Raw genomic sequence first — 16,592 nt, 5'->3', positions numbered from 1 at the left:
CTAAAAAGACTTCCAGCGCTTCTCCCAGTAGACCATCGGTTCATAGCCATAGATCGCATTCAGGTGGTGAAGCAGGGCATGGTATCCCTCCTGCTGCCAGATGCGCGTGACCTCTGCATTAACCCGCTGATAGTGAGCCAACAGATCGGTCTCAAGGGTGGATTCTGGGGCACCGTTTTCTCGGGAAACCTGATCGACCATCGCCAGCCACATGCGGCTGACCCCCATAATGTAATGGGGCCAGGCATTGCGCATCACCGGAGACCAGCTGGGGTCACTGGTATCTCCCACCGCCGGTCGCTCGTTGCGGTCAAGGGCATCGGTGACCACACGCTGAACAACGCCTTGATGGAGCAGTTGCGTCACCAGGGCGTCATCCATCACCCGTCGATAGATCCGGTCAGCCGTCACCGCCGTACTGTAGAAGATGAAACTGAACTGGTGGCTGGCGGCATCGTTGTTGGAACGGCGGTGAAACCGCCACAAACCGATATTCTCCTCTTCTTCTGCAATTATGGGCGCAACAATCCGATGCGCCAGTAAAAGATCCTTCTCCCATCGGGTTTCGTTGTCAGGCCGGTCCATCCTGAAACGAACGGCCCACCAGCCCTCTTCGGCGGACTGAAGTTGTGGCGGCCCGGATGGCGGCGAGACCACCGGGGACGCCAACATCCGGGCGCTGCATCCGATGGTCGAGCACAGGATGAAGACACACAGCAACAACGTGTATTTGTTAAAATCATTCATTTTTTGTCTCATGTTATAATCGGCGGTGTCCGATATCGATCGTTAGTCTATTGAATCGTGTGGGATCCTGTTGCATGGTAACATGGTCACCCACATCGCTGGCCAACCCTGGTTTCCCATAGGAGGAGTCAAATTGCCATGAGTGATCGGTACAGTGTTGTCTTTGAAGGCAGAATCATGCCTGGAAAAAACGCGGACATGGTCAAGGAGCGTTTGCAATCCGCCCTGAAAACCGATGACCAGGGAATTGAACGGCTCTTTTCCGGCAGTCCCGTTGCCATACGAAAAAACACAGACCTGAAAACCGCCGAAAAATACAAGCAGGCATTTGCCACAGCCGGCGCATTCTGTGAGATTCGGAACGAAACAGCGCCGCTGGCCGCCGAGTCCACCACCCCGCCCGACGAGGCTGCGGCCGCACCGCCCACCGCTCGCGACGCCCCCCCGGAGGAGCCCCCCCAACCGCCCGTTTCGGCCGTTAAGGTTCACTATATCACGACATCCAATGGAGGAAAAATGATTATCACGAACATTGAAACGGTTCCCGGTAAAACCGTCACCGAGCATTTCGGCCTGGTTTCCGGCAGCACCATCCGGGCCAAACATGTCGGCCGGGACTTCATGGCCAGCCTGAAAAACCTGGTGGGCGGCGAGCTCAAGGGATACACTCAGTTGCTTCAGGAATCCCGCCAGGAGGCCATGCAGCGGATGATCGAGGAGGCCCGCCTGATGGGGGCCAACGCGATTGTCAACGTGCGCTTTTCCACCTCGTCGGTGGCCCAGGGAGCCGCCGAACTGTATGCCTATGGAACGGCCGTAACGGTAAAATAGGAGGCTGACATGATCGACCTGATCGTCTTCCTGACACTCTTGGCCCTGGGTTATGGTGCCGGCACCTGGGCAGAAAAACGGCACTATCGCTCCATCGTCGCAAGGGAACAGGCGACTCTCAACCTGCCGGCGGTGACAATGAAATCCGCCCATATCGCCGAAAACAAAATTCGTTCGGCGCGCATGGTGCGTGGCAGCGCAGTGATCTCCGTGGATTATTTCAAGCGGATTCTGGCCGGGTTGCGCAACATCTTCGGCGGAAAGGTGAAATCCTACGAAAGCTTGATGGACCGCGCCCGGCGCGAGGCCCTGTTGCGCATGAAAGCCATGGCCGGCGATGCCACGATCATTGTCAATGTGCGGATTGAAACCGCCGCCATCGGCAAGCAGTCCAAACGGAAAAACATCAGTTGCCTGGAAGCTATGGCCTACGGCACGGCTCTGACCGTGGAGGAGTAGTTGAAATTCACCCCGCGGCATCCCGGAACCAACGTCAACGTATCCCCGACCCATCCGCTGAAAGAGTTTGCCGTGCTGGCCGGCGGATTGCTGGCCCTGACGGTGGTCGTCTACCTGGTGCTGGGACTCGCCGTGGACCTGTTGGTTCCACGCATCTCCATGGAGCTGGAAAAAAAACTGGCCGGCGCCTTCATGCAGCGCTTCAACGCAGCGGGAAACGAATCCGACACCAGCCGCTACCTGCAAGGCCTGGTGGACCGCATCCAGCAGCAGTGCACCAACCTGCCCTACACCATCACCATCCACGTGCAGCCCTCGGATGCGATCAACGCGGCGGCCCTTCCCGGTGGCCACATCATCGTGTTCAGCGGCCTTCTGGCAGAAATGCAGTCGGAGAACGAACTGATCTTTGTTCTGGCTCACGAACTGGGGCATTACGCCCACCGGGACCACCTGCGTGGCATCGGACGGGCCCTGGTGCTGATGAGCGCATCGACCGTCCTGATGGGCGCAAACAACAGCATCAGCAATATGATCGGCCAGGGCGTCACCCTCACCGAGCTTAATTTTTCACGCAGTCAGGAGATCCGCGCCGACACGTTTGCCCTGGAGACGCTCGTCTGCCATTATGGAAACACCGCCGGTGCCACCGATTTCTTCCGTAAAATTCCGAAGGCTGCCGACCCGGGCCGCTTCGGCCATTACTTTGCCTCACACCCGGAAAACCGGCGTCGCATCGACCATCTGGAAAACCTGATCCGTCAACGCGGCTATCCAATCGGCACCCCGACCCCCTTGCCCATGGATCTATCACTGCCGAAAACCAATCCCTGAAAAAGACTCCCAACAAAGAATAACTATCTATTATCAATTCTTATCCGCCGGCTGGACCAGACTGCGAAAAAACGAATCGTCTTCACAATGGGTCAGCCCGTCTTCAACACGGATCAGCCCCTGCTTGACCAGTTTGGCCAGGGAAATGTCGATGCTGGAAAAATCGTCGCTGCCGGTCTGCATCTGGGTTCTCACCTGATGGGTCTTGCCCTCGCGGATAAATCCTTTCATGCGGTGGCTGTTGACAAAATATTCCAGGGCCAGCATCCGGCCATTGCCATCCTTGCGGGTCACCAGTCGCTGAGCGATCGAGATTAAAAGGGACTCCGCCAGAGTCATGCGGATCAAATTCTGTTCAAAGGGCTCAAACATGTTGACGACCCGCTCGATGATGGAAGTGGAGTTGTCCGAATGAACGGTGGAAAGGACCAGATGACCTGAATTGGCCGCCTGCAGGGCGATCCGGAAGGTTTCTCTGTCACGCATCTCGCCAACAACGATCACGTCCGGTGAATGGCGCAGCATATGACGCATACCCTGACCGAAGGAAGGCACATCCCGGCCCACTTCACGCTGGCTGATATTGCTTTTTTTATGTTTGTGCAAAAACTCCACCGGATCTTCCATGGTAATGATATTGCACCCCCGACGGCTGTTGATGATATCCACCAAGGCGGAGAGCGTGGTGGTCTTGCCATGGCCTGCCGGGCTGGAAACCAGAATCAGCCCTTGGGAGCGCAGGGCGAATTTGGCGATCCATTCCGGCAGGTTCAACTCGGACAATGGCGGCATATCGTCCAAAATCGGCCTTAAGGCGATGGCCACGGAATTCCGCTGACGATAAAGCGCCGCCCTGAATCGCCCCAGTTCCTTTGAAGTGATCGTGAATTCGTGGTCGGTCTTCTTTTGAAATTCATGCCAGCCCTCATCGGAAAGCATTTCCCGAACATAACCGATGCAATCCTCGGGAGTAAGTGGAGGAATCGCCATTCGTTTCAGTGAGTTGGCAACCTTGATGGATGGCGGAGAACCGACCGTGAAGATCATATCGTTGGCGCCGGTCTTTTTCAGGTAACGCAAAAGGGGCATCAATCGGGGAGACTTTTCGCTCTTCTCCATTTCTACCAGCTCTGCCAGCACAGCCCCTTGCAGATCGCCGTCCGGGTTAGCGCTGACACTGCGAATGGCGCTATCCAGCATGAAAGCCGGCATCACCACCGGCCTGATTTTTTTTCCCAGGGAAAACTCAAGTTCGCTAATGGTGGCAAAATCCTGCGGATTAACCATCGCCAGGACCAGGTTCTGGCCATCCAGCGATACAGGCAGAACCCGCTTGGCAACCATTTTCTCGATGGGCAGCAGGTGAAGCACATTTTTTCCAATGTTGCGTTGGTAAAGGTTCACTCCTGGAACACCAAACTTTCGACTGAGCAGGTCCAACAAGTCATCCAGTTCCACGAAGCCCATTTCGATCATGATGGAACCCAACTTTCCGCCGACCTGGGCCTGCCGATTGAGCACCTGCTGGAGCTGTTCCGAATTGATAAGGCCGTCGTCGAGCAGTTGCTCGCCGATACGCCGCTTTTTTATATCGTTGGGAGCTTGGGGGGAGGGGTGAACGCTCATGGATGCTGTTCTCCTGTTACCATATTCGTCGAATTAAAATTAGTGAACACGTCGCTGATTTTTTATCAATGCGAATCATACGCCAGCACTATAAAATTGTATCCTTTTGTTTTCGAAAAGATCCGATCACACCTTGTGGACAGCCGGTAAACATGCTAACGGCACTCTGCGATTTACCCGTCGCATCTCTCTGTCCCCGTCATTGACCACGGAGTAACTCCATGACGACAATTTTGTTGATGTACATCCTGGTTGGCGCTGTCGCCGGCATTCTGGCCGGACTTCTCGGTATCGGCGGCGGGCTGGTAATCGTTCCCCTGTTGGTTTTCTGTTTTGTCCGCCAGGGAATTCCCGACGCGGTGATCATGCATCTGGCCCTGGGCACCTCCCTGGCCAGTATCATGTTCACGGCGGTTTCCAGCTTTCGCGCCCATCACAAGCGGGGTGCGGTTCACTGGAATGTGGTGCGCAAAATCGTTATCGGCATCTTTAGCGGCACCTTTATCGGGAGTTGCATTGCCGCCCAGCTTTCCACGCGTTTTCTGAAAGTGTTCTTCGTCATTTTCCTATATTATGTGGCAACACAGATGCTAACCAACAAAAAACCGAAACCATCCCGGCAGATTCCGGGCCATGCCGCCATGTTCGGTGTCGGCAACGTCATCGGGATCGTGTCGAGCCTGGTGGGCATCGGCGGCGGCACGCTCTCCGTCCCTTTCATGCTCTGGTGCAACATGCCGGTTCACCATGCCATCGGCACGTCAGCCGCCATTGGCTTTCCGATCGCTATCGCCGGAACGATCGGCTATGTTTACAATGGGTTCAACGCCGCCGAGCTGCCGACCTACTCCGTGGGGTACGTCTATTTGCCGGCACTGGTGGGTATCGTGTTGACGAGTGTCGTGACGGCCCCCTTGGGCGTTCGCCTGGCCCACAGCCTGCCCGTCGATCGGCTCAAACGGGTCTTTGCCATCCTGCTGCTGGTGGTGGGCACCCGTATGCTGATCGGCATTCTTTAGCCAGGTTTGGCACCGAATTCGGCTTTTTGTTTGTTATCGAATTATTTATTTCAGCCATCAATCGGCGCCGTTATGAATGTTCTTGACAAATATACCGTTCCCGAATAGTTACATCTACTTGATATTTTCATTCCTTCCCGGCTATTCATCTGTGCTTACAGATTGTGAAAATCTAAAAATTGAAAGGAGAGAGAACACATGTCCACACTCATCCCCCCCCATGGAGGCAAAGGTCTGACCATCTGTCTGCTCGAAGGCGCCGAAAGGGAAGCCGAACTGAAGAAGGCTGCCGGCCTGAAGCAGGTCGAGATCTCCCCGCGGGTCAAAGGCGACCTGATCATGATCGGTATCGGCGGTTTCAGCCCCATCACCGGCTTCATGACCAAAGCGGACTGGAAAGGCGTTTGCGAAAACTTCCTGATGGCCGACGGTACCTTCTGGCCCGTGCCGGTGTGCCTCGACGTAACCAAGGAAGATGCTGACGGCATCGCCGATGGTGACGAAATCGCCCTGGTCGATCCCGAAAGCAAAGAGATCATGGCCACCATGACAGTCACCGAAAAATTCGAGATGACCGATGCCGACAAGACCTGGGAATGCGAAAAAGTCTTCATGGGCGAAGGCACCCCGACGGCCGAGGAATTCTGGAAAATCGCCAAGGAAGATCATCCCGGCGTCCAGATGGTCATGAGCCAGAAACCGATCAACCTGGCCGGCCCGGTCAAGGTCCTCAGCGAAGGCGAATACCCGACCAAATACGCCGGTGTCTACCATCGTCCGTCCGAATCCCGCAAGCTGTTCGAGGATCGTGGTTGGAGTGAAGTGGCCGCCCTGCAGTTGCGCAACCCCATGCATCGCTCCCATGAGTACCTGTGCAAGATCGCCGTGGAAGTGTGCGACGGCGTTTACATCCACTCCCTGGTCGGCAACCTGAAACCGGGTGACATTCCGGCCGAAGTCCGCGTAAAATGCATCGACGCCCTGGTGAAAAACTACTTTGTCGAGCAGAACGTTATTCAGGGCGGCTATCCTCTGGATATGCGCTATGCCGGTCCCCGTGAAGGCCTCCTGCACGCCGCTTTCCGCCAGAACTATGGCTGCTCCAAAATGATCATCGGCCGTGACCATGCCGGCGTGGGTGACTTCTATGGCATGTTCGAAGCACAGACCATCTTCGACAAGATTCCGACCCCCGAGGGTGGAAAAGGCCTGCTTTGTACGCCGCTGAAGATCGACTGGACCTTCTACTGCTACAAGTGTGACGGCATGGCTTCCCTGAGAACCTGCCCCCACGCCAAGGAAGACCGCGTGCTGCTCTCCGGCACCATGCTGCGCAAGATGCTGTCCGAGGGCGGCGATCTGCCCGATCACTTTGGTCGTGATGAAGTTGTCGCCATCCTGCGCGAGTACTACGAAGGTCTTACCGAAAAGGTTGAAATCAAGACCCACAAGGCCGCTACCGGCGACTAATCGCCAGTCACTGCCGACTTTACAAGAAAAACCACAAAGCGGGATGCACTTGGGTGCGTCCCGCTTTTTTTGTACACCGTTTTTTCCGGCCCGCCCATCAACGAAACTGAACACAGGCCCTGACGCGCCTGCCGGGCATAGCCGTCGAGACTGCTCCATGCCGAAGCCACTATAAATTCATTGAGCAGCGCATGTTGTGGGGCGTTGACACCGATGCTCGCAGCATCGAGAGACGGCTTGTTCAGGGGCGGTGGGGATGGTATGAACAGTAAACGCCGAGGTGGGAAATTTTCAAATGGTGCCATCCATCAACGTTCAAATTCCATGGAGTCAGAAAGATGCCGAAAAACAAAACCAACGATTCGAATCGACTTTCCCAGGTCGTGGCCGATGCCCGTCGCCATATGCAGGATCGGGAAAAAACCTACCGCGAAAAAGCGCTCAAGATGTATCCGCATGTCTGTGGTCGCTGTGGTCGGGAATTCAGTGGCAAGCAACTGCGGGAGCTGACCGTCCACCACCGGGATCATAACCACGACAACAATCCGCCCGATGGCAGCAACTGGGAACTTTTATGCATCTATTGCCATGATAACGAGCATGGCCGCCTGGAAGTGGCCGAGTCCTACGACAATCATTCCCCATCAAAAGAAAAATCGGCGGATTCGGATTTTTCCCATAAACCCTTTGCCGCCCTGGAAGCCCTGCTCAAATCCAAAGGCGGAGATGACGCTGATCATTGACACCGAAGCTATGGAGACCAGAGATGAGCAAACCATTGGACGCGCCCATGTCGAGACACAAGACCGCCGCGCTTGAATTGATTGACCAGCAGTCCACGATGACCCTGGCAACGTCAGCAAACAACCGGGCCTGGGCGGCACCGGTCTATTATGTGCGGCAGAAAGCGGCCTTTTATTTCTTTTCCAAACCGGAATCGCAACATGTTCAGGAGGCACTGGCGAATGATTCGGTGGCCGCTGCCATCTATCCGTATGCCGAGACGTGGCAGGGCATTCGCGGGATTCAAATGTCCGGGCAGGTATCACCGGTACGACCGGGGTTCCGGGCGCTTCAGGCCGTACGCGCCTATATCGGCAAGTTCCCGTTTACCAGTGATTTTTTCGAGGACGGGCAGGTGATTGATCTGGTTGGTTTCAGCAAGCGCTTTCGAGTAAAGCTGTACTGCTTCACGCCACAGTGCGTTTACTACCTGGACAACAGCGTCCAGTTCGGGTTCCGCAGCGAAATCGATTTATATAGTATGGCTCAGCCGGAACACAGAGAATAAAGGATCAACCGGTGCAATACTTTTCTGCTTTCTCTTTTTTCTCTTTCTCAAAATCCTGTGGAGAGTCAGGCGGATTGCCCGCTGTCATTGATTTCAGGGACCGTACGTGCCTGTGCGTCTCTCCAAGAACCGCAGCAATCGATTGCCATGCCCTTCCCAATGTCCGGTCCACGGATGTCTGGACACATTGCCTGACTTCCTCTGGAAGCAGTCGATATTGATTCTCAAGATTCCGAATCCAATTGTCGAGATGATCCGCCTGCAGATCCTTTTTTAAGAAGACGTAGCCTTCCAGGGCACCCGCGGATGCGGCAAATTCGTAAATCTCATTGTAAATTTTTACGGTCATGATTTCGTCACTTTTTTATAATTGTGGTTTTGCCGATGATACTGATCTGGTCGCCATCGTGAAGGCCAAAAGATTGCTTGAAACTGTGCGGTGAAATGATTTCGAGAATCCGATCTTCATGAATGCGGACATCCTCGGTCGGCAGGACCACCGCCGCCGGAACGCCTTTGATCATCACTTTCTTAACCGGCGCGGCACAAAACGAACGATCTTCAGGGACGAGTTCGGCGTCCGTTTTCGCCAAAAAGTGCTGCAGTTTGGGAACGTCTTCATCGCGTACCCGTATGTTGAGGGTACCTGGAAACGGTGCATAGCCCAGTTTGTCTTCACACTGTTGAACGACCCAATCCAGCGATGTGAAAAAGGAGCCTTTGCCGACCCCGCTTTGGATACGTCCCGATATGGTCATGGTCTCGTTAATTTTCGTTTTTTTATGCATGGTAGAGGTATTCCCCGCTTTTCTCATGGTTATTCGGACAAGAGAAATACTCATCCAAAGTGCGCCATATGGCGGCGATGTTCTGAACGATTACTGTCGGCCTTTCTCTGTCAAGCGTATCGAAATCATCCAGGCCACTGAGAACGGCGATGGTTTTCATCCCCGCGCTGCAGCCGGCGCGGATGTCCACATAAGAATCGCCGACATAGACACAATGCTCGGGGTTGACGGAAAGCTGCCGCGCACAAACGAGCAAGGGATCCGGGGCCGGCTTGCGCCGGGGCGCATCTTCAATGGCAACAATGGCATCGACGGCCGCGGCAACACCGATTCTTTTCAAGGGCAGGAGTTTTCTTTCGATAAACTCTCTTTCGGTCGTGGTGACAATTCCGATGCGGATGTCATGACGAACCAGCAGATCAAACAAACGCTTGACATCAGGAAACCCATCGACCGTGTCACGGAACATATCGCGGGATATCCGCCGCCCCACGTCCAGGCACTGGCGGATCATCGCGTCCCGGTCAGCAACCATTTCCGGAGGAATCATTTTTTCAAACACCGCCGGCCCGGTAGTAATAAACTCCTTTTTCAAGGCAAGCGCGGGTTGCGGCAAACCCAGGGTGTCAAAAATGCCTTCCAGCAGGCGGAAATAAGGCGGGATGGAGTCGATCAGGGTTCCGTCCAGATCAAATATCATGCAGGCAATCGTTTTTGGGTCAAGCAGCATAACGCTGTACCGTATTGGGGTTGATGTGGCTGTCAAAAAGAGGGCCGTTTAAAGCGATCAGGATGCAACGAAGTGTTGCATCCTGCCATCATTGCCAAAACAACAAATTTTATGGATTCCGTATGGTGATGTTATGAAACGGTTGGCCGATGCATCAACGGCCCATAACAGCATGCCCGCTCGACAACCCGGGTTGCGGAAAGCCCCTGAATCGTCGCTGCCCCCGCCAGAAGCATGGCCATTTTCAACTCGCTTGCAAATTGCGTCAGTTTGTCGATAACGGCCTGATAGGATTGCATGGCCGGTATCAGCAGGGGCAGAGCAAATCCTACGATCGAAGCGCCCATGGCGAGAGCTTTGGCAGCGTCCACGCCGGACCGGATTCCCCCGGAGGCGATGATGGGAATTTGTATCGCGCACCGGCACTGCTTTAACGACGCGGCCGTCGGGATGCCCCACTCGAAAAAGGCTTTGGCCAGGCTGGCGCCGCGGTGATGTTCAACCCGGGTAAAGGAAGTCCCCCCGGCACCGGCGATATCCAATGCATCGATTCCGAGGGATTCCAGTGTCGCCGCGATTCCGCCGGCGATGCCGCAACCCGTCTCCTTGGCGATGATTGGACCGTTTACGGCGGTGCAGACCTCTTTGATGTGAACAATCATATTGCGCCAGTCCTTGTCCCCTTCGGGCTGGCATAACTCCTGGGCGGCATTGAGGTGAACGGCAATCCCGTCGGCATCGATTTCTCGAATCAGACCGGCGATCGCCTTCCCATGCCGGCCGGCCAGCTGAGCAGCGCCGATATTGCCCAGCAGCAGGATGTTCGGAGCCACGCTTCTCACCTGGTACGTATAGGCAAGTGATGGATCGTCGAGCATGGCCCGCTGTGAGCCGACGCCCATTCCGATTCCCATCTCCTCCGCCGCCCGGGCGAGATTCTGATTGATCGTTTCCGTTCCCGGACAGCCACCGGTCATCGCTTCGATGAAAAACGGGAGGTTGAATTTTTTACCGAGAAATGTGGTTGACGTATCGATCTCCTCAAGGCAGCGTTCGGGAAGGGCCTGGTGTTCGAGGTCGTAGCACTCAAAACCGCTGCTCTTTTCGAACGTGACATCGTTTTGCGTACAAATGCGGAGATGCTCCCACTTTCGCTGGCCGGTGGATCCTGTTGCTACCGGATCAGCTCGGGGGGCGAACATGTCATGGCGCATCGGCATTCCTGATCAAGCCCCTTCCGTCCGCAGCATGGTAATGGCGTGGTTGAGTTTGTGGCTTTCCCAGTGCCGAAAGCAGCGGTTCTCAATGCGGAACATGTCGAAAACCTTACCCACCAGCCAAAATGGTTATCTATTATTACCTATTTAACTGAACCAGCGCTCACTTTGGTGGAAATGTTATTGAAATGTTCGATGGCAATATCCAGAAAGGCTTTTGAAGGCAGGGAAAGACTGATATTTGCCTGAAAAACGGCATCTATCCCGATCTTCAGCTGATCGCTTTCTAATGGAATGATTTTAAGCGTTTTATTCAAAATTTCTTCTTTGACATTTGGGAAAAATTTCAGGCCAATTCCTGCGTCCTGCTTGATCAGATTTTTCATGCCTTCGATGCTTTCAATTTCAGCGGTTATAACGGGTTTAATTCTATTTTTTTTAAATGCATCAAGAATTATATTTCGCCCGGTCATGCCTTCTCGATGAATAATCAGCGAACAACCTTCCAAGTCCTTCCAGATTACTTTTTCTTTGCAGGCCAAGGGATTCTGGGGGAAGGAAACCAGTACCAATCTGTTTTCAGGTGCAACAGGAATCACATTGAGTTCACGAACCGACTGCTCAATCGTGCCGATAAACCCCAGCATCAGTTTGAAATCACGAACATCTGCAATGATTTCTTGGTCAGTGCCTTCTCTGAGCGTTACCATTACATGGGGGTAGTATTGCTTGAATTTTTTAATCAGAACAATGAACTGTTGGGTCAGGGGACTTGCTATGCCAATACTCAAATTATTGTTTTTTTGCTCCTGAAGAAAGGTTTCCGCCTTGATGGCCGACAGGTAGAATTGCTCAGCATAATGGAACAGCTTCTGTCCTGTTTCTGTCAAGCTAACTTTTTTTTTTTTACATTGACCAACTTCAGGTCATAAAATTTTTCCAACGATTTTATTTGCATGGTCACCGCAGGCTGGGTCACGCAAAGTTTTTTTGAGGCTGCACTGAAGCTACCTTCTTTGGCCACGGTATAAAAGCTAATAAGTTGGTAGAGGTTAATTTGAGGAGGATGCATAATACTTGTCCTTTAAAAAAGGGTAAGCATTTCAGATTTATCCGTAAATTTTGGCACAATGGTACTGCCAGCCATCCTTTTTGAATAAAAAAACCTATTTTTTTAAATAGTTATGGTCTATCTGAATTTTATTCATTTTTTCTTGTATGAAAATTTATTTTTATAAAATAAAAAAGTCAAGTTTAAAATTACTTATTATATTATAAAATTCTATGAATTGACTTGTTTGTTGCCTGCATATAATTCTTCAAAAGAATTAATCTGATTCATTCCTTGAATAAATTAAAAAAAACTATCTAATTCATTCCTTGGATAGTGCTTCATCCCTGCCTTGGGGATGGCAAGCCGAAGATCCGGTCCTCAGGACCAGATTGCTCTTACCCTAACTTGACTCAATGAGTCGAAGAAGAGAGGAACAAGACATGGTTGATTTATTATCAGGGTGCGTGCCTTACAAAGAAGAAGATGTTAAAAAGTACAACGAGTTAAAATGGTGGGAGGGATTGACGTTTGGCGATCTTCTTGATCGTGCCGCGGATGTTCATCCGGACAAAGAGGCTTTTGTAGATCGTGTCACCCGGTTAACCTATGGTGAAGCTAGAGAAAAAGTAAATCAGTTGGCCATCGGTATGATGGATTTGGGCATTCAGCCCAAAGATAGAGTTATGGTGCAGTTACCCAACTGGAACGAGTTTGTTTTCGCTTATTTTGCCCTTCAAAAAATCGGTGCCATCACGGTTCTGTTGATCGACCGGTATCGCCAGTATGAGATCAATCATTTGACGAACATAACCGGTGCCACCTATTGGGTTGTTCCTGTCAAGCACAAAAAAACTGACTACACGCCTATTATGGATGACGTTCTGAAAGAAAATCCCGGAATTAAAAAAGTGATTACAGTCCGGGGCGAACGGGCCGGAGAAAAATTTGAAAGTCTTGAAGGCTTAATGGCAAAGGCTGACATGACCCAAGAGAACCTGGATCGTCTTGTACAACGACGTCCGGATCCCATGCAGATTGCACACATGGGCCCCACCGGCGGAACCACAGGAGCACCTAAAGTTGTTCCCCGCAGTCATAACAGTCTGGTGACCGGCATTACCTATTGTTCAAGATCATGGGAACAAAGCAATCTGGATATCAACCTCATCGCCGGTCCTATTGGTCATGATTTGTCCTTCAGCAAAGGCTTCATGGGCTCTATCATCACCATGGGCAAGGTAGTTCTGCTGGACTCTCCGGATAATAAAAGCATTTGTGAAACCATTCAACAGGAGAAAATCACTTCAATTATATGGGTACCGACCCTGGCCCAAAGACTGCTGCAATACGAAGATATCAATCAATATGATTTGACTTCCCTGCAGAAGATGCACAGTGCCGGCGGTGCCAGCCATCCGGGTATGGTAAAAGACGTCATAGACAAATTGAACTGCAAATTTTTCAATGGATATGGCGGAACAGAGGGACCGACCACCATCACTCGAATCAATAATGACCTTGAAACCATCTGCGGGACCGTGGGGCGACCTACCTGTCCCTATGATACCTACAAGGTGATTGATCCTTTCGGAAAAGAAGTGGAAACCGGCAAACAGGGCGAGCTGGTTCTCAAAGGCCCCGGGGTCTTTACCGGGTATTATGAAAATCCGGAAGAAAACAAGACAGCATTGAATGAAGATGGATTTTTCAAAACCGGCGATCTGGCCAGGATCGATGAAAACGGCTACATCACTTTGACCGGCCGTATCAAAGAGATGATCAACCGGGGAGGAGAAAGCATCAGTTCTACAGAAATTGAAAAATTGATCACGCTTCATCCGGAAGTTGCCATGGTGGCGGTGATTCCCATGCCGGACGAGGATATGGGAGAAAAGGCGTGTGCCTATATTCAGCCGACCGAAGGAAGTCAACTGGACTTTGATAATGTTATTGCTTTCTTAAAGGCCCAGGATGCGTCTGTACTCCAACTTCCCGAGCGTATAGAATTCATTGATGAGATGCCGTATACCGGCGCACAGAAACTGGATAAGCGGACTCTGCGTGAAGATATTGAGAACAAACTCAAGACTGAAGCCCAGATGGCATAATCTTGACAACTCATTATCATCATAAAGGAAAAAACATGAAAAAAGAAGAATCCAACAGCGGTGTATCGGGATCCGATATTATTGACCTTCGTTCTGCATTATCTTTTCTTTCAACCCAGCCCGGCCAGCTGATGCAAACAAATGAAGAAGTGGACCCCCATGCTGAACTGGCAGGCGTTTATAAAAAAATTGGAGCTGGAGGAACTGTCAGCCGCCCGACCCAGACGGGTCCCATGATGCTTTTCAATAACATTAAGGGGTATGACGACGCGCGGGTGGCCATTGGCGTGGTGGGCAGTCGTGAACGTGTCGGACTTTTGTTGGGAACGGATCCGCGTTATCTGGGTCATAAAATGAATGAAGCGTTGAAAAATCCCCTGCCTCCTGTGATGATCTCCAAGGAAAAGGCGGTTTGCCAGGAAGTTGTTCACCGGGCCACGGATCCCGGTTTTGATATCCGCAAACTGATTCCAGCGCCAACCAACACCCCGGAGGATGCAGGCCCATTTATTACTATGGGGCTGGTTTATGGTTCAGATCCGGAAACCGGTGAAGAAGATGTAACCATTCATCGCCAGTGCCTGCAGTCAAAAGATGAGATTTCCATGTATTTCGTGCCGGGAAGGCATATTGGTGCTTTCCGTGAAAAGGCCGAAGCACAGGGAAAATCACTTCCCATTTCAGTAAGCATCGGCCTGGACCCGGCCGTTTACATTGCCGCCTGCTTTGAGCCCCCGGCCACACCCATTGGCTACAATGAGCTGGATATTGCAGGTTCCCTGCGTAACCGTCCGGTGGAAATGGTGGAGTGCCTCACGGTTAATGCCAAAGCCATTGCCAATGCCGAGATTGTTATTGAAGGAGAGCTGTTGCCGGACCGTCGTGTTGTTGAGGATATGAACACCAAAACAGGGCGTGCCATGCCTGAATTCCCTGGTTACAACGGGCCGGCCAATCCATCCCTGCCAGTATTCAAAATCAAGGCTGTTACCCATCGCATTCATCCCATTACTCAAACCACTATCGGGCCCAGCGAAGAACATGTGAACCTGGCAGGTATTCCCACCGAGGCGAGTATTTTAACCGTGGTTGAAAAAGCTATGCCTGGCCGTGTCTTGAATGTTTACTGTCATCCGGCCGGCGGCGGCAAGCTTTTGGCCGTAATTCAGTTCCGTAAAATAGTCCCTGTAGACCAGGGACGTGAACGTCAGGCGGCAATTTGTGCTTTTTCCGCTTTCCCGGAGTTGAAGACCGTGATTCTGGTGGATGAAGATGTGGATATTTTTGACAGCAAAGACGTTCTATGGGCCATGATGACACGGTATCAGAGTGATGTGGATACCATTTCCATCCCCGGCGTACGGTGTCATCCTCTGGATCCGTCACAGAGACCGGATATAAGTCCATCCATTATCACCCCGGGCACATCGTGCAAGACCATATTTGACTGTACCGTCCGCTATGATCTGAAGGACCGCTTCAAAAGAGCGGAGTTCATGGAAGTTGATATCACGCGTTTTCTTGAAAACAGCGAAATGTCATAAAAAAACGGCATATCAGTTGTTTTGAAATGGATTACCCCTTCCTTCACAACTGAACGTGGGGGAAGGGTTCTTTTGGGCTTGAAGTGTATCGTTGGAACCAAAGATATCACCTAAAAAAATAGTGTTAACCGCGGAATCCAAAGGGGTCGGATATGGCAAAGCGATTAATCGTAGGGATAGCCGGGGCAAGTGGCGTCATTTATGGCGTCAGAATGCTTGAAGTTTTGAAAAATATAGGCATTGAAACCCATCTGATTATTTCAGAGCCCGGAAAGCTCAATATCCGGATAGAGACTGATTATGATGTGGATGACGTCCTTGCCATGGCGGATGTCACCTATAGCAATAAAGATATTACCGCATCTGTTGCCAGCGGTTCATTTTTGACCATGGGCATGGTGGTTGCGCCCTGTACGGTTAAAACCCTGTCTGGAATTGCCAATTCTTATAATGAGAATCTCCTGATCCGAGCCGCAGATGTCCAACTCAAAGAAAAACGTAATGTGGCACTGCTGTTCAGGGAAACCCCTTTGCATAAAGGACATTTACGGCTGTTAATCCAAGCCGCAGACATGGGGGCGCATATAATCCCGCCAGTGCCGGCGTTTTATCATCATCCCAAAAGCCTTGATGATATTATTAATCAGTCCGTGGGAAAGGTCCTGGATTACATGGGTATAGAACATGACCTGTTTCAACGCTGGGATAATTCACAACTGGATAAATTGATGAACAAATCTGTAACCGGTAAAGATGAAAAAAGACCTGAAGAAAAACTGATTGCCATGAAATAAAATTCGATTTTATTTTTAACCCATCTTTGTCACTGCAAAATTGAAAGATCAATGATAACATAGCTTTTTGGACTATCATT

19 protein-coding genes are annotated in these 16,592 nt (G+C 51.7%); 10 read left to right on the top strand and 9 right to left on the bottom strand.

Going from position 1 to position 16,592, the window contains the following annotated elements:
* Window positions 1-747, bottom strand: a complete 747-nt coding sequence (locus tag GN112_RS20225) for a hypothetical protein (RefSeq protein WP_155311875.1) — start codon at window positions 745-747, stop codon at window positions 1-3.
* 138 nt (window positions 748-885) lie between these two features.
* Between GN112_RS20225 and GN112_RS34470 the strand changes: the two genes are divergently transcribed.
* Genes GN112_RS34470 through GN112_RS20210 form a run of 3 tightly spaced genes read left to right on the top strand, consistent with a single transcriptional unit; the run spans window position 886 to window position 2,871 of the window.
* Window positions 886-1,578 (top strand): YbjQ family protein, encoded by a 693-nt coding sequence (locus GN112_RS34470; RefSeq protein ID WP_231717078.1) that lies wholly within the window; start codon window positions 886-888, stop codon window positions 1,576-1,578.
* A 9-nt stretch (window positions 1,579-1,587) separates the two neighbouring features.
* Entirely contained in the window at window positions 1,588-2,037 is a 450-nt protein-coding gene (locus GN112_RS20215; RefSeq protein ID WP_155311874.1) for a YbjQ family protein, read from the top strand.
* Window positions 2,038-2,871, top strand: coding sequence for a M48 family metallopeptidase (locus GN112_RS20210; RefSeq protein WP_155311873.1), 834 nt, complete (start codon window positions 2,038-2,040; stop codon window positions 2,869-2,871).
* 33 nt (window positions 2,872-2,904) lie between these two features.
* Here the strand turns inward: GN112_RS20210 and GN112_RS20205 are convergent, their stop codons facing one another.
* Window positions 2,905-4,497 carry a PilT/PilU family type 4a pilus ATPase gene (locus GN112_RS20205; protein ID WP_155311872.1) on the bottom strand — a complete coding sequence of 531 codons (1,593 nt, stop codon included), beginning with the start codon at window positions 4,495-4,497 and terminating at the stop codon, window positions 2,905-2,907.
* Between the two features lie 221 nt (window positions 4,498-4,718).
* Between GN112_RS20205 and GN112_RS20200 the strand changes: the two genes are divergently transcribed.
* Complete coding sequence (locus GN112_RS20200) at window positions 4,719-5,516, top strand: sulfite exporter TauE/SafE family protein (protein WP_155311871.1); 798 nt, start codon at window positions 4,719-4,721, stop codon at window positions 5,514-5,516.
* A gap of 198 nt (window positions 5,517-5,714) precedes the next feature.
* On the top strand, window positions 5,715-6,986 hold the full coding sequence (gene sat / locus GN112_RS20195; RefSeq protein WP_155311870.1) for a sulfate adenylyltransferase: 1,272 nt from the start codon (window positions 5,715-5,717) through the stop codon (window positions 6,984-6,986).
* Here the strand turns inward: sat and GN112_RS20190 are convergent.
* Window positions 6,983-7,291 carry a hypothetical protein gene (locus GN112_RS20190; protein ID WP_155311869.1) on the bottom strand — a complete coding sequence of 103 codons (309 nt, stop codon included), beginning with the start codon at window positions 7,289-7,291 and terminating at the stop codon, window positions 6,983-6,985. The two genes, sat and GN112_RS20190, sit on opposite strands and share 4 nt — an antisense overlap.
* Window positions 7,292-7,324: 33 nt before the next feature.
* Between GN112_RS20190 and GN112_RS20185 the strand changes: the two genes are divergently transcribed.
* Entirely contained in the window at window positions 7,325-7,729 is a 405-nt protein-coding gene (locus GN112_RS20185; protein ID WP_155311868.1) for a YajD family HNH nuclease, read from the top strand.
* 23 nt (window positions 7,730-7,752) lie between these two features.
* A complete protein-coding gene (locus GN112_RS20180; RefSeq protein WP_155311867.1) occupies window positions 7,753-8,277 on the top strand; it encodes a pyridoxamine 5'-phosphate oxidase family protein in 525 nt (174 codons plus the stop codon).
* 4 nt (window positions 8,278-8,281) lie between these two features.
* Here GN112_RS20180 and GN112_RS20175 read toward each other — a convergent pair whose 3' ends face one another.
* The 6 genes from GN112_RS20175 to GN112_RS20150 form a co-directional block, all read right to left on the bottom strand.
* Window positions 8,282-8,626 carry a hypothetical protein gene (locus tag GN112_RS20175; protein WP_155311866.1) on the bottom strand — a complete coding sequence of 115 codons (345 nt, stop codon included), beginning with the start codon at window positions 8,624-8,626 and terminating at the stop codon, window positions 8,282-8,284.
* 7 nt (window positions 8,627-8,633) lie between these two features.
* Window positions 8,634-9,065, bottom strand: a complete 432-nt coding sequence (locus GN112_RS20170) for a DUF120 domain-containing protein (RefSeq protein WP_162459042.1) — start codon at window positions 9,063-9,065, stop codon at window positions 8,634-8,636.
* Window positions 9,058-9,795 (bottom strand): HAD family hydrolase, encoded by a 738-nt coding sequence (locus tag GN112_RS20165; RefSeq protein ID WP_155311864.1) that lies wholly within the window; start codon window positions 9,793-9,795, stop codon window positions 9,058-9,060. The genes GN112_RS20170 and GN112_RS20165 overlap by 8 nt, the downstream gene beginning before the upstream one ends.
* A 131-nt stretch (window positions 9,796-9,926) precedes the next feature.
* Window positions 9,927-11,009: a type 2 isopentenyl-diphosphate Delta-isomerase gene (gene fni / locus GN112_RS20160; RefSeq protein WP_162459041.1), complete on the bottom strand. Its 1,083-nt coding sequence runs from the start codon at window positions 11,007-11,009 to the stop codon at window positions 9,927-9,929.
* 146 nt (window positions 11,010-11,155) lie between these two features.
* Window positions 11,156-11,902 carry a LysR family transcriptional regulator substrate-binding protein gene (locus tag GN112_RS20155; protein ID WP_155311862.1) on the bottom strand — a complete coding sequence of 249 codons (747 nt, stop codon included), beginning with the start codon at window positions 11,900-11,902 and terminating at the stop codon, window positions 11,156-11,158.
* Entirely contained in the window at window positions 11,899-12,084 is a 186-nt protein-coding gene (locus GN112_RS20150) for a LysR family transcriptional regulator (protein ID WP_155311861.1), read from the bottom strand. Before GN112_RS20150 ends, GN112_RS20155 begins: the two co-directional genes overlap by 4 nt.
* A 422-nt stretch (window positions 12,085-12,506) precedes the next feature.
* Between GN112_RS20150 and GN112_RS20145 the strand changes: the two genes are divergently transcribed.
* The 3 genes from GN112_RS20145 (at window position 12,507) to GN112_RS20135 (ending at window position 16,512) form a co-directional block, all read left to right on the top strand.
* Window positions 12,507-14,174: an AMP-binding protein gene (locus tag GN112_RS20145; protein ID WP_162459040.1), complete on the top strand. Its 1,668-nt coding sequence runs from the start codon at window positions 12,507-12,509 to the stop codon at window positions 14,172-14,174.
* A gap of 35 nt (window positions 14,175-14,209) precedes the next feature.
* The gene (locus tag GN112_RS20140) at window positions 14,210-15,718 is read left to right on the top strand and encodes a UbiD family decarboxylase (protein WP_155311859.1); all 1,509 of its coding nucleotides are present in this window, start codon (window positions 14,210-14,212) and stop codon (window positions 15,716-15,718) included.
* Between the two features lie 152 nt (window positions 15,719-15,870).
* Window positions 15,871-16,512: a UbiX family flavin prenyltransferase gene (locus tag GN112_RS20135; RefSeq protein ID WP_155311858.1), complete on the top strand. Its 642-nt coding sequence runs from the start codon at window positions 15,871-15,873 to the stop codon at window positions 16,510-16,512.
* Window positions 16,513-16,592: the final 80 nt, after the last annotated feature.

The organism is Desulfosarcina ovata subsp. ovata, assembly GCF_009689005.1.
GTDB lineage: Bacteria > Desulfobacterota > Desulfobacteria > Desulfobacterales > Desulfosarcinaceae > Desulfosarcina > Desulfosarcina ovata.
This window is presented reverse-complemented; position numbering and strand designations above follow the sequence as displayed.

Excerpts from the sequence above, each read along its gene's own strand:
- fni (WP_162459041.1), bottom strand. The coding sequence starts at position 11,009 with ATGCGCCATGACATGTTCGCCCCCCGAGCTGATCCGGTAGCAACAGGA.
- GN112_RS20165 (WP_155311864.1), bottom strand. The coding sequence starts at position 9,795 with ATGCTGCTTGACCCAAAAACGATTGCCTGCATGATATTTGATCTGGAC.
- GN112_RS20215 (WP_155311874.1), top strand. The coding sequence starts at position 1,588 with ATGATCGACCTGATCGTCTTCCTGACACTCTTGGCCCTGGGTTATGGT.
- GN112_RS20205 (WP_155311872.1), bottom strand. The coding sequence starts at position 4,497 with ATGAGCGTTCACCCCTCCCCCCAAGCTCCCAACGATATAAAAAAGCGG.
- GN112_RS20140 (WP_155311859.1), top strand. The coding sequence starts at position 14,210 with ATGAAAAAAGAAGAATCCAACAGCGGTGTATCGGGATCCGATATTATT.
- GN112_RS20180 (WP_155311867.1), top strand. The coding sequence starts at position 7,753 with ATGAGCAAACCATTGGACGCGCCCATGTCGAGACACAAGACCGCCGCG.
- GN112_RS20150 (WP_155311861.1), bottom strand. The coding sequence starts at position 12,084 with ATGCATCCTCCTCAAATTAACCTCTACCAACTTATTAGCTTTTATACC.
- GN112_RS20185 (WP_155311868.1), top strand. The coding sequence starts at position 7,325 with ATGCCGAAAAACAAAACCAACGATTCGAATCGACTTTCCCAGGTCGTG.
- GN112_RS20225 (WP_155311875.1), bottom strand. The coding sequence starts at position 747 with ATGAATGATTTTAACAAATACACGTTGTTGCTGTGTGTCTTCATCCTG.
- GN112_RS20190 (WP_155311869.1), bottom strand. The coding sequence starts at position 7,291 with ATGGCACCATTTGAAAATTTCCCACCTCGGCGTTTACTGTTCATACCA.
- GN112_RS20200 (WP_155311871.1), top strand. The coding sequence starts at position 4,719 with ATGACGACAATTTTGTTGATGTACATCCTGGTTGGCGCTGTCGCCGGC.
- GN112_RS20135 (WP_155311858.1), top strand. The coding sequence starts at position 15,871 with ATGGCAAAGCGATTAATCGTAGGGATAGCCGGGGCAAGTGGCGTCATT.
- GN112_RS20170 (WP_162459042.1), bottom strand. The coding sequence starts at position 9,065 with ATGCATAAAAAAACGAAAATTAACGAGACCATGACCATATCGGGACGT.
- sat (WP_155311870.1), top strand. The coding sequence starts at position 5,715 with ATGTCCACACTCATCCCCCCCCATGGAGGCAAAGGTCTGACCATCTGT.
- GN112_RS20145 (WP_162459040.1), top strand. The coding sequence starts at position 12,507 with ATGGTTGATTTATTATCAGGGTGCGTGCCTTACAAAGAAGAAGATGTT.
- GN112_RS34470 (WP_231717078.1), top strand. The coding sequence starts at position 886 with ATGAGTGATCGGTACAGTGTTGTCTTTGAAGGCAGAATCATGCCTGGA.
- GN112_RS20175 (WP_155311866.1), bottom strand. The coding sequence starts at position 8,626 with ATGACCGTAAAAATTTACAATGAGATTTACGAATTTGCCGCATCCGCG.